General features: G+C 68.1%; 10 protein-coding genes. 8 read left to right on the top strand and 2 right to left on the bottom strand.

Annotated features, from left to right (window positions below):
- Window positions 1–16: 16 nt before the first annotated feature.
- Both ACIBLC_RS19215 and ACIBLC_RS19210 read right to left on the bottom strand, forming a co-directional pair.
- Window positions 17–838, bottom strand: a complete 822-nt coding sequence (locus ACIBLC_RS19215) for a hypothetical protein (RefSeq protein ID WP_399212168.1) — start codon at window positions 836–838, stop codon at window positions 17–19.
- Window positions 839–874: 36 nt separating this feature from the next.
- Window positions 875–1,162: a hypothetical protein gene (locus ACIBLC_RS19210; RefSeq protein ID WP_399212167.1), complete on the bottom strand. Its 288-nt coding sequence runs from the start codon at window positions 1,160–1,162 to the stop codon at window positions 875–877.
- Between the two features lie 329 nt (window positions 1,163–1,491).
- Between ACIBLC_RS19210 and ACIBLC_RS19205 the strand changes: the two genes are divergently transcribed.
- The 8 genes from ACIBLC_RS19205 to ACIBLC_RS19170 all read left to right on the top strand — a co-directional run bounded on the left by ACIBLC_RS19205 (window position 1,492) and on the right by ACIBLC_RS19170 (window position 13,116).
- Window positions 1,492–3,792: an ABC transporter family substrate-binding protein gene (locus tag ACIBLC_RS19205; protein ID WP_399212166.1), complete on the top strand. Its 2,301-nt coding sequence runs from the start codon at window positions 1,492–1,494 to the stop codon at window positions 3,790–3,792.
- Window positions 3,793–3,878: 86 nt separating this feature from the next.
- Window positions 3,879–4,130, top strand: coding sequence for a hypothetical protein (locus ACIBLC_RS19200; protein WP_399212165.1), 252 nt, complete (start codon window positions 3,879–3,881; stop codon window positions 4,128–4,130).
- Window positions 4,131–4,288: 158 nt separating this feature from the next.
- The gene (gene typA / locus ACIBLC_RS19195; RefSeq protein ID WP_399212164.1) at window positions 4,289–6,196 is read left to right on the top strand and encodes a translational GTPase TypA; all 1,908 of its coding nucleotides are present in this window, start codon (window positions 4,289–4,291) and stop codon (window positions 6,194–6,196) included.
- Between the two features lie 654 nt (window positions 6,197–6,850).
- Window positions 6,851–7,879: an ABC transporter permease gene (locus tag ACIBLC_RS19190; protein ID WP_399212163.1), complete on the top strand. Its 1,029-nt coding sequence runs from the start codon at window positions 6,851–6,853 to the stop codon at window positions 7,877–7,879.
- Window positions 7,880–7,981: 102 nt separating this feature from the next.
- A complete protein-coding gene (locus ACIBLC_RS19185; protein ID WP_399212162.1) occupies window positions 7,982–9,778 on the top strand; it encodes an ABC transporter substrate-binding protein in 1,797 nt (598 codons plus the stop codon).
- 85 nt (window positions 9,779–9,863) lie between these two features.
- A complete protein-coding gene (locus ACIBLC_RS19180; protein ID WP_399212161.1) occupies window positions 9,864–10,841 on the top strand; it encodes an ABC transporter permease in 978 nt (325 codons plus the stop codon).
- Window positions 10,842–10,918: 77 nt separating this feature from the next.
- Complete coding sequence (locus ACIBLC_RS19175) at window positions 10,919–11,983, top strand: ABC transporter ATP-binding protein (protein WP_399212160.1); 1,065 nt, start codon at window positions 10,919–10,921, stop codon at window positions 11,981–11,983.
- A 35-nt stretch (window positions 11,984–12,018) separates the two neighbouring features.
- Entirely contained in the window at window positions 12,019–13,116 is a 1,098-nt protein-coding gene (locus tag ACIBLC_RS19170; protein ID WP_399212206.1) for an ABC transporter ATP-binding protein, read from the top strand.
- The last annotated feature ends 3 nt before the right edge of the window (window positions 13,117–13,119 follow it).

The following is a 13,119-nucleotide window of genomic DNA, read 5'->3' as shown; positions in this document are numbered from 1 at the left end:
CACAAGGCCCCACTCACTAGAAGAAGCGCGGATCGTCGAAGGCGCCGGAAGCGACGAGATACACATAGAAGTCGGCGAGCGCCACGCTCACCAACGACGCCCAGGCGAGCAGCATGTGACGGTCGTTCAGTCTGCCCACCCACTGCCACATCCGGTATCGCACGGGATGCCTGGAGAAGTGCTTCAGCTTGCCGCCCACGATGTGCCGGCAGGAGTGACAGGACAGGGTGTACGCCCAGATCAGCACGATGTTGAGCAGGAAGACCAGGGTGCCGAGGCCCATGTGGCCCCACTCGTAGTGCTCGTCGCGGAAGGCGAGCACGGTGTCGTACGTGAGGATCCCGGCGACGAGGATGGCCGCGTAGAAGAAGTACCGGTGGACGTTCTGGAACACCAGCGGGAAGCGGGTCTCGCCGGTGTACTTCTTGTGCGGCTCGGCGACCGCGCAGGCAGGCGGGCTCGCCCAGAAGCCGCGGTAGTAGGCCTTGCGGTAGTAGTAGCAGGTCATCCGGAAGCCGAGCGGGAAGATCAGGATGATGATGGCGGGGGAGATGCCCCACCAGCTCCCGAACAGGTCCGCGTTGGGCCCGGAGCGCATCGGCTCGCAACGGTCCGCCAGACAGGGCGAGTAGAACGGCGAGACGTACGGCGCCGCGTAGTAGTCCGCCTCGGCGAACGCCCGCCACGTCGAGTAGACGATGAAGGCCAGCAGGCCTGCCGCGGTGGCGGCGGGCGCCAGCCACCAGCGGTCAGTCCGCAGATGCGGGGCGTTGATCGCGGCGCGCGTACCGGCGCGTACACCGCCGCTGTTCGGATGGGGTTCCGTACCAGTGGCCAACTCATGACTCCGGTCGGGATCGGGGGCGTGGCGGATTCAGGGGGCGCGGCGGTCGCGGGCGCCGAGGCCCTCGTCGTCCGAGTCCGTCCACAGGGAGGTGTCGTAGGGGGTGTCGGGGATGGATACGAGGTCGGGCCGCCGCGGGGCGGACAGACCGGGGGCGGCCTCCTTCAGCAGCGCGACGCTCTCGCGGAGGTGGTCGGCGTCGGTGCGCACGCGGCGCATCTCCAGGCCCCCGCCGATCTGCTGCTCCAGGCGTCCCACCGACCTCGCGAGGTCGTCGAGGCAGCGCTGAACTGATGTCAGGTCGTCCTGCACGGACATGACTTGCCCTCTCTTTCACGGGCCTTGCGGGCCCGAGGCGGCAACGTTCATGCGCCTGCGAGTGTCGCGCGTCACATGAGCCCGTGTGAAGGCGTGTGCATGGATTGGTGGATCTCACTCGTCCGTACGCCCCGCCGCACGCTGGGCGCGCGCCCGGGTCCGGGGCCGCGAACACCGTCCGTTGCGCCGCACGGGTGGGCTTTCCGCCCGCCCCCGCCGTGTCGCCGCCGTCACCCCGCGCTCCTCCCCTTCAGTGGGCGCAAAGATCTGATCAGCTCCATATACGGCCAAACGTGATCAGAGCCGAGCGTCCCCCGGAGGTTGCAGTGATGTCCCACGACGGCGTCGGTCTGCGCGCGGTGATGCGCTCGGTCGCGTTTCTCACCGCAGGCGCGCTCGCGGTACCCCTTCTCACCGCGTGCAGCACTGAGGACCAGGCAGGCAAGCCGGTCGCCGGGCAGGACATCGCGCCCGCGACCCGCGACCGGATCGCCGACGGCGGCACCCTGCGCTGGGCCGTGGACGCCGTACCGGAGACGCTCAACACCTTCCAGGCGGACGCCGACGCCGCGACGTCGAGGGTCGCCGGCGCCGTACTGCCCTCGATGTACCGGCTCGACCCGAACGGGCGGCCGCAGATCGACACGGACTACCTGGAGTCCGCGAAGGTCACCGACCGCGAGCCCAAACAGGTCGTGCTCTACAAGCTCGACCAGCAGGCCGTGTGGAGCGACGGCCGGGAGATCGGCGCCGCCGACTTCGCCGCCCAGTGGCGCGCCCTGTCCGGCAAGGACTCCGCGTACTGGACGGCCCGCAACGCCGGCTACGACCGCATCGAGAAGATCGAGCGCGGCGCCGGCGACCTGGAGGTCAAGGTCACCTTCAGCCGCCCGTACGCCGACTGGAAGTCGCTGTTCTCGCCGCTGTACCCGAAGGACGTCATGGGCACCCCGGACACCTTCAACGACGGCGCGCGCCGCAAGCTGAAGGTCACCGCGGGACCCTTCACGCTCAAGAAGGTCGACCGCGAGGACGGCAAGGTCACCCTCGCCCGCAACCCGCGCTGGTGGGGCCGCCCCACCAAGCTCTCCGAGATCGTGCTGCGCGCGGTGCCCCGCGACGAGCGGGCCGCCGCGCTCGCCGACGGCAGGCTCGACCTGGCCGAGATCGACCCCGCCGAGGCCCGCCGGATCACCCACGCCGCCCGCACCAAGGGCAGCACACCCCTCCAGGGCCCCGGCGCCGCGCTCACCCCCGCCAAGGCGCTGCGCTCCTGGGCCCTCGCGCACGGTTCCGACGAGGAGGCCGCGGGCAAGGAGCTCAGCGCCCGCGAGAAGCGGCAGGAGGCGATGGCGGAGTTCACCGCCCGGCAGTCCGCGCTGCGCGGCTTCGTGGTCCGCAAGTCCCTCGAACCCGCCTACACCCAGCTCGCCCTGAACGGCTCCGAGGGTCCCCTCGCCGACGAGCGTGTCCGCCGCGCCGTGGCCCGCGCGATCGACCGTGAGGAGCTCGCCAAGGTGGTCCTCGAACCGCTCGGGCTGCCCGCCGTGCCGGTCGGCAGCCACCTCGCGCTCGCCGGCCAGGGGGCGTACGCCGACAACAGCGGCGCCCTCGGCGGCCAGGACACCGCCGAGGCGCGGGCGTTGCTCGCGGACGCCGGGTGGGTGCCGGGCGGCCCCGTCAAGGAGCAGAAGAAGGCGGAGGAGGCGGCCGGGTCCGAGGGCGAGGAGGCGGACTCCCGGGAGAGCTCCGGAGAGAGCTCCGAAGAAGGCTCCGGCGAAGGTTCGGGAGAAGGCTCCGGAGCCGGTTCCGACGACGGGACGTACATCGTCGGCGAGGACAACAAGCCCGCCGAGGCCGACCGGGAGAAGAAGAAGGACCCCAAGGACCACTCAGGGAAGCAGTCGGGACGGTACGCGGACGAACAGGCCCGCAAGCACCCCGACGGCAAGCAGTACGGGCACAACGAAGCCAAGGGCGCCAAGCACGGCGGAGCGCCCGGCGCGTACGCGCCCAAGGGCACGGCGGCCCCGGCGGGTGCCGCGGCAGCCGCGCTCGCCAAGGACGGCAAGCCGCTGACGCTCCGCTTCGTGGTGCCCACCGGCCCCGGCTCGGAGTCGCTGCGCGCCGTCGCCGACCGCGTCTCGCGGATGCTGGAGCGCGTCGGCATCCGTACGGAGATGAACAGGGTCCCGGACGACAGCTACTTCAAGGACCACATCGCGTCCGGCGAATACGACCTGGCGCTGTACTCCTGGCCCGCCTCCGCCTTCCCGGCCACCGACGCGCGGCCCATCTACTCCAAGCCCGTACCGGCGGCCGACGGCTCGCTCACCGTCGAGCAGAACTACACCCGCGTCGGCACCGACCAGGTCGACCAGCTCTTCGACCAGGCCATCGCCACCCTCGACGAGGAGGAGGGACGCTCCCTGGTCCGCAAGGCCGACGCCCGTATCTGGGCCGCCGCCGGATCGATTCCCCTCTATCAGCGCCCCCAGCTCACGGCCGCCCGCACGAACCTCGCCAACACCGGCGCCTTCGGCTTCCAGACGCCCGTCTACGAGGACATGGGCTTCCTGAAGAAGGGGGCGCAGGGCGCGCCGCGGGTGGAGAAGAAGAAGGACGAGTAGCGGGCGCCCGTGGCGGGTGCTCGCCACCGGCCACGGGGACGACCCCGGAGCCGGACGTTCCGGACGAAGTCGGGGAGTACTTCGAGTTGCCCGCTGGGGACGCCGAGGGGTCGTCCCGCGCCTGGACGTCCATCGGCCCGGGCGGGGCCGGATTTCCCGCACCGGCGCGGGTGTCGGCGACGCGAAGCCGGTCAAGGGCCTGGGACGAGATCGGCGAGACGGTCCTGACCTGCGGTGATTCCGACGAATACGGAGGCATCGCCGCGTCGGACGCCGCCGCGCGCACCGCCGCCCGGTGGAACCGACCGGCCGGCACGCCCGCCGCGGCGGGCGCCTGACCGCGAGCCCGCGGGTGCGGCCCCGGACCCGGGCCGACAGGGCCGCGGAGGCCGCCGGTGCCCGGGCCACGTACCATGGGGTAAGGCCGTGGCGTGTTCAGCCCGGCAGGCCCCGCGCTGCGGAGGCCGTCCACTCACTCCGGGAGAAGCGCCTCAATATGGCCACGCGCCACGACATCCGCAACGTTGCCATCGTCGCCCACGTCGACCACGGCAAGACCACTCTGGTCGACGCCATGCTCAAGCAGGCCGGTGCCTTCGCCGCGCACGCCGCCGAGTCGCTCGACGACCGCATGATGGACTCGAATGACCTGGAGCGTGAGAAGGGCATCACGATCCTGGCCAAGAACACGGCCGTGAAGTACCACCCGAAGGATGGCGGCGACGTCATCACGATCAACATCATCGACACCCCCGGTCACGCCGACTTCGGTGGCGAGGTCGAGCGCGGTCTGTCGATGGTGGACGCCGTCGTGCTCCTGGTCGACGCCTCCGAGGGCCCGCTGCCCCAGACGCGGTTCGTGCTGCGCAAGGCGCTGCACGCCCGGCTGCCCGTCATCCTGTGCATCAACAAGACGGACCGGCCCGACTCGCGCATCGACGAGGTCGTGAACGAGGCGTACGACCTCTTCCTCGACCTCGACGCCGACGAGGACCAGATCGAGTTCCCGATCGTCTACGCGTGTGCGCGCGACGGTGTGGCCTCGCTGACGAAGCCGGAGAACGGCACCGTCCCGGCCGACAGCGACAGCCTGGAGCCCTTCTTCTCCACGATCCTCTCGCACGTCCCGGCCCCGGAGTACGACGAGGCGGCCCCGCTCCAGGCGCACGTCACCAACCTGGACGCCGACAACTTCCTCGGCCGTATCGCGCTGCTCCGCGTCGAGCAGGGCGAGCTGCGCAAGGGCCAGACCGTCACGTGGATCAAGCGCGACGGCACGATGTCCAGCGTCCGCATCACCGAGCTGCTGATGACCGAGGCACTCACCCGCAAGCCCGCCGAGAAGGCCGGCCCGGGTGACATCTGCGCCGTCGCCGGTATCCCGGACATCATGATCGGCGAGACCCTCGCGGACCCCGAGAACCCGATCGCGCTGCCGCTGATCACGGTCGACGAGCCGGCCATCTCCATGACCATCGGTACGAACACCTCGCCGATGGTCGGCCGCGGCGCCACCGGCAAGGGCGCGGACAACAAGGCCGCGGTCAAGGACCGCAAGGTCACCGCCCGCCAGGTCAAGGACCGTCTGGACCGCGAGCTGATCGGTAACGTCTCCCTTCGCGTGCTCGAGACCGAGCGCCCGGACGCCTGGGAGGTCCAGGGCCGCGGTGAGCTCGCGCTCGCCATCCTGGTCGAGCAGATGCGCCGCGAGGGCTTCGAGCTGACCGTCGGCAAGCCGCAGGTGGTCACCCAGGAGATCGACGGCAAGCTCCACGAGCCTGTCGAGCGCATGACGATCGACGTCCCCGAGGAGCACATGGGCGCGGTCACGCAGCTCATGGGCGTCCGCAAGGGCCGGATGGACAACATGTCGAACCACGGTTCGGGCTGGGTCCGGCTGGAGTTCGTCGTGCCGTCCCGCGGCCTCATCGGGTTCCGGACCGAGTTCCTCACCGGCACCCGTGGCACCGGCATCGCGCACTCGATCCACGAGGGTCACGAGCCCTGGTTCGGCGTGCTGACGACCCGCAACAACGGCTCCCTGGTCGCCGACCGCTCCGGCGCCGTCACCGCGTTCGCGATGACGAATCTCCAGGAGCGCGGTGTGCTCTTCACCGACCCCGGCACCGAGGTGTACGAGGGCATGATCGTCGGCGAGAACTCGCGCGCCGACGACATGGACGTGAACATCACCAAGGAGAAGAAGCTCACCAACATGCGGTCGGCGGCGGCCGACTCCTTCGAGGCGATCGTCCCGCCGCGCAAGCTCTCGCTGGAGCAGTCGCTGGAGTTCTGCCGCGACGACGAGTGCGTCGAGGTGACGCCGGAGGCCGTTCGCATTCGCAAGGTCAAGCTGGACGGCCGCGAGCGCGCCCGCGCCGCGAGCCGCGCCAAGAACAGCTGATCCGGTCGCCCCGGACAGCCGCTGATCCGGCTGTCCGGCACGGCTGATCCGGCCCCTCGGCAGGGCCGGTACACCGGCAACCGAGCCCGGGTTCCCCCGTCATGGGGTGGGCCCGGGCTTTCTGCTGCGCAAGATCTAGCCGCCCCGGACACCCCTCGCAACTGGTTTTCCCGTCGCGCCGTGTCCGAAATGCGGTTCCTCCCGCCCGATACGCATGTAACAAGTCCGTTTCGCGGGCTTCTCTCTCAGATCATTTTGTCCAGATTTTGGAAGATGTACGCATCAGCTGTGATGGAACCGAGACCTAAAGGCAGTGGTCGGTATCTGGCTCATGTCAGATAGTTAGCCGCGTAACGCTCGGGTCAATGGGTCATGCGCTGCGGGGGCAGTGTCGACTCACGAGCACCGTGGGGTGTTTGACCCTCCGTCAGGGGTGTCGGAGGTCAGACAGAGCCCCTTGTCCGTGCACCGGTTGAGTCATGAGGAGGCACAAGATGCCAACTACGCGTGTTCACCTGCGAGTTGTCGCCCGCCGCGCCCTGGCGCTCCGCGACCTCTAGGCATACGTCTCTCCTGATTCACATGGTCCGAACCGTGGACGCCCACAAGCTCGTGGCGGCCATGGCCTCGGCGTACCCATGAAATGGACGAACCATGACCAGTCCGATCGAGATCCAGGGCGCGGAAGCCTCCACCGAGGTCGACGAGAAGGCCGAGCCGAAACGTTCCGAGCAGCCGGAGAAGCTGGAAGGGCGATCGCCCGGCCAGTTGATGTGGCGCCGGTTCAAGCGCGACCGCACCGGTGTGCTCTCCGCGTACATCGTGTTCTTCTTCTTCCTGATCGCCGCCCTCGCTCCGCTGGTCTCGAAGCTGTACGGCAAGAACCCGTACACGCTCTACGGGCAGGAAGACCCGACGCTCCTGAACGACTTCAACATGCCTGCGGGTCCCAACGGCGGCATCACCCCCGAGCACTGGTTCGGCATCGAACCAACCCTGGGGCGCGATGTGTTCATGCAACTCCTGTACGGCATGCGCACCTCGCTCTACACGGCGCTCGCGGCGACTGTCGCCATGGTGGTCATGGGTATCGTGATCGGCCTGGTCGGGGGGTACTTCGGCGGCAAGGTGGACTACTGGCTCGGCCGGTTCACGGACTTCCTGCTGGCCTTCCCCAGCCAGTTGTTCATGATCGCGTCCATGCCCGTGATCACCGTGATGTTCGTCGCCCCCGACGAGGAGACCCCCACCTACATCCGCACACTCGCCATCGTCGGCGTTCTGTGGTTCCTGGGGTGGATGGGACTCTCCCGGCTGATCCGGGCGGTCACCCTCTCGCTGCGTGAGCGGGAGTTCGTGGAGGCCGCGAAGGTCGCCGGCGCCTCGCCCTGGCGCATCATCCGCAAGGAACTGCTGCCCAACCTCGTGACCCCGATCCTGGTGCAGGGCACGTACATGCTGCCCAGCACCATTCTCTCGGTCGCGTTCCTCTCTTTCGTCGGAGTCGGCTACACCGAACCGACCCCTGACTGGGGCCGGATGTTCGCCATCGGGTCGGACATCTACGAGCAGGACCCCGTCTACATGTTCTTCCCGGGTGTCGCCATGGTCGTCTTCGTCGTGGCGTTCAACCTCCTCGGGGACTCCGTCCGGGATGCGTTCGATCCCAAGACGGGCCGCTGATACCAGCGAGGGCCGCTGCCACCCGGGAGCCGGCGACAACCGGCCGCGCACTTCAAGGCAGCACCAGTGATCACTACTCACAGGCAGGTGGACTTCAACTCCATGAGCATCCTCAGTTCCCTCAGAGGGCGGACCGCAGTCGCCGCGGTCGCGGTCGGCGCCCTGGCGCTGGCCGGCTGCAGCAGCAGTGACAGCGGCAGCAAGAAGGACGACAGCAAGCAGAAGAAGGACGCCGCCGCGCAGTCCCAGGCGGTGAAGTTCGGCACCGCCGCCGACTCCACGGGTCCCGCCGAGGAGGTCACGGGTGCCAAGCCCGGCGGCACCGTGCAGGTCTACCAGGAGACGGACTTCTCGCACCTGGACCCCGCGCAGATCTACGTCAGCGACGGCGGCCTGCTGTCCAAGCTGATCTACCGCGGTCTGACCACGTACAAGGAGGACGGCAAGGGCGGTCTCACCGTCGTCGGCGACCTCGCCACCGACCCCGGGAAGGTTTCCGACGGCGGTAAGACCTGGACGTTCACGCTGAAGGACGGCGTCAAGGACGAGACCGGTCACGTGATCGACTCGGCCGACGTCCGGCACACCTTCGAGCGGCTCTACGACCCGTTCATCACCGACGGTCCGTCCTTCATCCAGCAGTGGCTGTCGGGATCCGGCACCGCCTACCGCGACGCGTACGCGGGCCCGTTCAAGGGCAAGCACCTGCCGGACACCGTGCTGGCGACGCCCGACGCCAAGACCGTCGTCTTCAAGTTCAAGACCGCGCAGCCCGACCTGGCGCAGGCGCTGGCCATGGCCGGTTACTCCATCGTTCCGGAGGGGACGGACACGAAGGAGAAGTACGACACCGACCCGGTCGCCGTCGGCCCGTACAAGATCTCCGAGTTCAAGCCCGGCAAGAGCGTCAAGCTGGTCAAGAACACCAACTGGGACGCGAAGACGGACCCGATGCGCCACCAGTACGTGGACGGCTTCAACCTCGAGGTCAACCACGACGACGAGGACCAGACCAAGACGATCCTCGCCGACCGCGGTGACGCCAAGAACGCGATCATGATGACCGGTCAGGTCGCCACCACGCAGGTGCAGAAGGTCGTGTCCGACGCCGCGGCGATGAAGCGCACGGTCCAGGGCTACGCGCCCTACGTCTGGCAGCTGAACTTCAACCTGGACCGGATGAAGGACAAGAAGCTCCGCGACGCGATCACCCTGGCCCTGCCGGCCACCTCGATCTTCCGCGCCGACGGCGGTAACTACGGCGGTGAGGTCGCCAACAACCTGATGTCGCCGACCACTCCGGGCTACGACGAGTCGTACGACCCCTTCAACCGGGCCAAGAAGCCCAACGGTGACATAGCGGCGGCCAAGAAGCTGGTCGAGGAAGCCGGCGCCGAGGGCAAGAAGGTCGTCTACGCCTACTCCAACACCCCGGTCCGCCAGCAGCAGGCCATCCTCATCGAGGACGCCCTCACCAAGATCGGCCTGGACGTCCAGAAGAAGGAGATCGACTCCGCCACCTGGTACGAGCAGGTCGGCAAGGTCGACAACGGTCTCGACCTCTACATGACCGGCTGGGGCCAGGACTGGCCGTCCGCCAGCACGGTGTTCCCGCCGCTGTACGACGGCACGCAGATCCAGGACGGTTCGTCGAACTACGCGCACATCAACGACGACCACGTGAACTCCGAGATCGTCCGCATCCAGCAGATCACGGACTCCGCGGAGGCCTCCAAGGCCTGGAACGCCCTCAACAAGTACATCAGCGAGAAGGTCAACCCGGCCGCGCCGATCTACTACACCAAGGTGTTCCAGATCGCTGGCTCCAACATCGGCGGCCTGCGCTACTCCACGGTGACCAGCTACATCGACCCGACCCGGGTCTTCCTCAAGAGCTGACCACGGTCCCGGGGGCGCACTCAGCCGAGTGCGCCCCCGGTGCTCCTGTCCCTGGCCGCAGCCGTCCCGAGAGCAGCGTTCCGCCATGCTTCGATTCATCCTTCGCCGGACGTTCGGCGCGATGCTCATCCTTCTGCTGATCAGCGTCGTCACGTTCCTCATGTACTACGCCATCCCCCAGGACCCGGCGACGCTCTCGTGCGGCAAGAACTGCACCCCGGACGCGCTCGCGATCATCCACAAGAACCTGGGCATGGACGACCCACTGCCCGTGCAGTACTGGAAGTTCCTCTCCGGCGTCTTCGTCGGCCGGGACTTCGCCGTCGGCCACTGCCCGGCCCCCTGCTTCGGCGTCTCCTTCCGTGATCAGCAGATGGTCTGGGACACGATCATGGACCGCTTCCCGCTGACGCTCTCGCTCACGATCGGCGGCCTGATCGTCTTTCTCATCGTCGGTCTCGGCACCGGCATGGTCGCCGCCCGCTACCGCGGAACCTGGCTGGACAAGGGCGCCAGCAGCATCTCGCTGGTGCTCAGCTCCTTCCAGATCTACTTCCTCGGCCCGATCGTCCTCGGCATCTTCGTCTACAGCACCGGCTGGCTGGACAAGCCCAAGTACGTGCCGCTGACCGAGGATCCAGGGGGCTGGTTCATGGGCCTGCTCATCCCCTGGCTCGTCATGTCCGTGATCTTCACCGCCAACTACACGCGTATGGCACGCTCGACGATGATCGAGCAGCTCCAGGAGGAGCATGTGCGCGCGGCCCGCGCGAAGGGCATGTCCGGGAGATACGTCTTCTTCCGGTACGCCTGGCGCGGCTCGCTCATCCCCATCCTCACCATCCTCGGCATGGACCTCTCGGCCCTGCTCGGCGGCGCCGTCGTCACCGAGTTCACCTTCGGCCTCGCGGGTCTCGGCAGACTCGCGGTGGACTCGGTGGTCGGCAAGGACCTGCCGAAGCTGATGGGCGTGATGCTGATCAGCGCCGCGTTCATCCTTGTACTGAACGTCATCGTCGACGCCCTGTACGCGGTGGTCGATCCGCGCGTACGACTGGCGTAGTCCGTAATCCGCAGTCCCGCGGTAGCTGTGCCGCACACCTGCTCGTCGTCCTGCTCGTAGTACCGGGAGAAACCGCAGTGACCACTCTCACCAAGCCGGAGGACGCGCCGGCTCCCACCGGAACCGACGCGTTTCTCTCGGTCCGCGACCTGCATGTCCGGTTCTCCACGGAGGACGGCGACGTCAAGGCGGTCGATGGTCTCTCCTTCGACCTGGAGCGCGGTACGACCCTAGGTATCGTCGGCGAGTCCGGGTCCGGGAAGTCCGTCACCAACCTGACCGTCCTGGGCCTGCACAGCAAGCTGAACACCACCGTCGAGGGCGAGATCGTCCTCGATGGCAAGGAGCTGACCACCGCCACCGAGAGCGAGCTGGAGAAGCTCCGCGGCAACAAGATGGCGATGATCTTCCAGGACGCGCTGACCGCGCTGTCGCCGTACCACACGGTCGGGCGGCAGATCGGCGAGCCGTTCCGCAAGCACACCGGGGCCTCCAAGAAGGAGGCGAGGGCGCGGGCGATCGAGATGCTGACGAAGGTCGGCATCCCGCACGCCAAGGAACGGGTGGACGACTATCCGCACCAGTTCTCCGGCGGTATGCGCCAGCGCGTCATGATCGCTATGTCGCTGGTCTGCAACCCGGATCTGCTGATCGCCGACGAGCCGACGACGGCCCTCGACGTGACCGTGCAGGCACAGATCCTGGACCTGCTCAAGGACCTCCAGCAGGAGTTCGGCTCCGCCATCATCATGATCACCCATGACCTCGGGGTGGTCGCCAACATGGCGGACAACCTGCTCGTGATGTACGCGGGCCGGGCGGTGGAGCGCGGCACGGTCCGCGAGGTGCTCAAGTCTCCGCAACACCCTTACACCTGGGGCCTGTTGGGTTCCATGCCGCGCCTCACGGCTGACGTCGACGAACCGCTGACGCCCATTCCGGGCGCGCCCCCGTCGCTGCTGAACCCGCCCTCGGGATGCCCGTTCCACCCGCGGTGCACCTTCACGGGCGAGGTCGAGGGGTCCGACCGGTGCGTGGACGTACGACCCGAACTACCGGTGGGGCGTGGCTCGGCCTGCCATCTGACACCGGATCAAAAGAGCCACATCTTCACCGACTTGATTCGGCCCAGGCTGGGCTGAGGGGACTGACTGTGAGCGACGAGAAAACCGCGGTCGTGACCGACGCGATCCCCGGGCAGCGGGCGCAGACGCCTGAACCGCTGCTGAGTGTCACCGACCTGAAGAAGCACTTCCCGGTCAAGGGAGGCTTCCCGATCAAGCGAACGGTCGGCGCCGTCCAGGCCGTGGACGGGGTCTCCTTCGACGTGTTCCCCGGCGAAAGCCTGGGCCTGGTGGGCGAGTCGGGCTGTGGCAAGTCCACGACGGGACGACTGCTGACCCGGCTCCTGGAGCCGACGGCGGGCACGATCTCCTACCGCGGGAAGGACATCAGCAACTCCTCCCGGCGCCAGCTGCGCCCGATCCGCTCCGAGATCCAGATGATCTTCCAGGATCCGTACGCCTCCCTGAACCCCCGCCAGACGGTCGGCACGATCATCTCCGCCCCGATGGAGATCAACGGCGTCCATCCGCCGGGCGGCCGCGAGGCCCGGGTGCGGGAGCTGCTCGAGACCGTCGGGCTCAACCCCGAGCACTACAACCGCTTCCCGCACGAGTTCTCCGGCGGCCAGCGGCAACGCATCGGCGTGGCACGGGCGTTGGCCCTGTCGCCCAAGCTGATCGTGGCGGACGAGCCGGTGTCCGCGCTGGACGTGTCGATCCAGGCGCAGGTCGTGAACCTGCTCCAGGAGGTCCAGCGGGAGATGGGCATCGCGTTCGTCTTCATCGCCCACGACCTGGCGATCGTGCGGCACTTCTCGCACCGTGTCGCCGTCATGTACCTCGGCAAGATCGTCGAGATCGCCGACCGTACGTCGCTCTACACCGGCCCGCGCCACCCCTACACGCACGCGCTGATGTCGGCCGTCCCCGACGCCGACATCGACGCCGACAAGAAGGAACGCATCCGTCTGGAGGGTGACGTACCCTCTCCCATCTCGCCGCCGTCGGGCTGCCGCTTCCGCACCCGATGCTGGAAGGCGCAGGACAAGTGCGCGCAGGAGGAGCCGCCGCTGGTCCGGCTCTCGGGGAACGCCGAGGGTCATCTGACGGCGTGCCACTTCCCGGAGGACCCGACGATCGGGGCCCGTGCGGAGGACATCATCCTGGATCCGGCGCTGGCGGCGCTGGAGGACGAGATCGCGAAGAACTGAGGG

The organism is Streptomyces sp. NPDC050535, assembly GCF_044457665.1.
Lineage (GTDB): Bacteria > Actinomycetota > Actinomycetes > Streptomycetales > Streptomycetaceae > Streptomyces.
Note: the sequence above shows the minus strand (reverse complement) of the source record. Positions and strands in the feature narration are given on the sequence as shown.